Source organism: uncultured Methanobrevibacter sp. (genome assembly GCF_937906425.1).
Taxonomy (GTDB): Archaea; Methanobacteriota; Methanobacteria; order Methanobacteriales; family Methanobacteriaceae; genus Methanobrevibacter.
Genome location: NZ_CALCYR010000133.1, coordinates 1 through 1,697 on the forward strand (window position 1 = coordinate 1; position 1,697 = coordinate 1,697).

1 protein-coding gene is annotated in these 1,697 nt (G+C 29.5%); it reads left to right on the plus strand.

Features of this window, described 5'->3' with window-relative positions; genetic code table 11:
• Window positions 1-279 precede the first annotated feature (279 nt).
• Window positions 280-1,458, plus strand: a complete 1,179-nt coding sequence (locus tag Q0138_RS03795; protein ID WP_297981132.1) for an argininosuccinate synthase — start codon at window positions 280-282, stop codon at window positions 1,456-1,458.
• Window positions 1,459-1,697: the final 239 nt, after the last annotated feature.

Here is a 1,697-nt window from a genome sequence, read left to right on the forward strand (position 1 = left end):
AATTAATAAATTTAAAATAAAATAATAGAAATTAAATAATAAAAAATCAATTAAAACTATTAAAATGAACATATTTTTATTTATTTTTTATTTTATTTAAACTTAAAAGATATATATTATTTAAAACAAAGTAATTATAATATAAATTTATTAAATGATATTTTGTTTATTAAATTTTATTAATACAATCCAATAAACCCATTTAAAGTTTAATTTAAATCTTAAATATTGGATAATGCTTATCAACTAACTTATTTAAAAACTTTTTAGAGTGATAAAATGGAAAAAGTCGTTCTTGCATTCAGTGGCGGATTAGACACCACTGTATGTGTAAAATTATTAGAAGAAGAATATAATTACGAAGTAATTACTGCATGTGTTGATGTAGGTCAACCTAGAGAAGAATTAGAAAAGTCTCAAAATTCTGCAGATAAAATCAATACTGGAAAACATTACATTATTGATGCTAAAGATGAATTTGCAAATGAATACATTGCTAAAGGAATCAAGGCTAATGCAGAATATGAAGGTTATCCTTTAAGTACTGCACTTGCAAGACCTTTAATTGCAATGAAAATCATTGAAATTGCTGAAAAAGAAGGAGCTACTGCAATTGCACACGGATGTACTGGAAAAGGAAATGACCAATTCAGATTCGAAGCAATCATAAGATCCATGTCTGACTTTAAAATCATTGCTCCAATCAGAGAAATGAACCTAACAAGAACTGAAGAGCAGGCTTATGCTAAGGAACATGGCCTTAACTTATCCTATGATAAAATTTACAGTATTGATGAAAACCTTTGGGGAAGAGCAATAGAAGGGGATGTACTTGAAAGCCCTGCAAATGAACCTCCTGAAGAGATTTATGAATGGACCAAATCTGCTGAAGATGCAAAAGACACTCCTACCAAAGTTACAATTGAATTTGAAGAAGGAGTTCCTATTGCTATTGACGGCGAAATGATGGGACTTGTAGACTTAATCAACAAGGCAAATGAAATTGCTGGAGAAAATGGAGTCGGCAGAGTAGACATCATTGAAAACAGAATGATTGGTCTTAAAAGCAGAGAAACCTATGAGGTTCCTGGAGCTAAATTATTGATTGCAGCTCACAAGGCATTGGAACAATTAGTCTTAACCGTTGACGAATTAAGATTTGCTGAATACATGAGTACATTATATGCAGACCTTGTATATGAAGCTCTTTGGCAAGAACCTTTAAGAGAAGACATCGATCAGGCTATTGACCATATGCAAAGAAGAGTTAGCGGTAAAGTTGTTATGAAATTATTCAAAGGTTCAATCCAACCATTAAGCAGAGAATCTCCTTTCAGCTTACACAGCATTGAACAAATTACCTTTGAAGACAAGGAAACCGATCAAAACGAAATTGAGGGCATGATTAAATACCACGGCCTTCAAGCAGCTAACTATCAAAAATTAAACAGAAAATAGACAAATGATTAAATAGAATTTTAAATTTTATTTAATTATTCTTTTTTTATTTTTATTTAGGATCATTAAGAAAAAACCTTTTTTTATAAAGCAATAATCAAAAAAACTTTAAAAAAACCTATTTTTACAAAGCAATAATTAAAAAAAACTTTAAAAAACCACTTAAAACAAACCAAACACACACAAAACTTTAAAAAACCACTTAAAACAAACCAAACACACACAAAACTTTAAAAAAC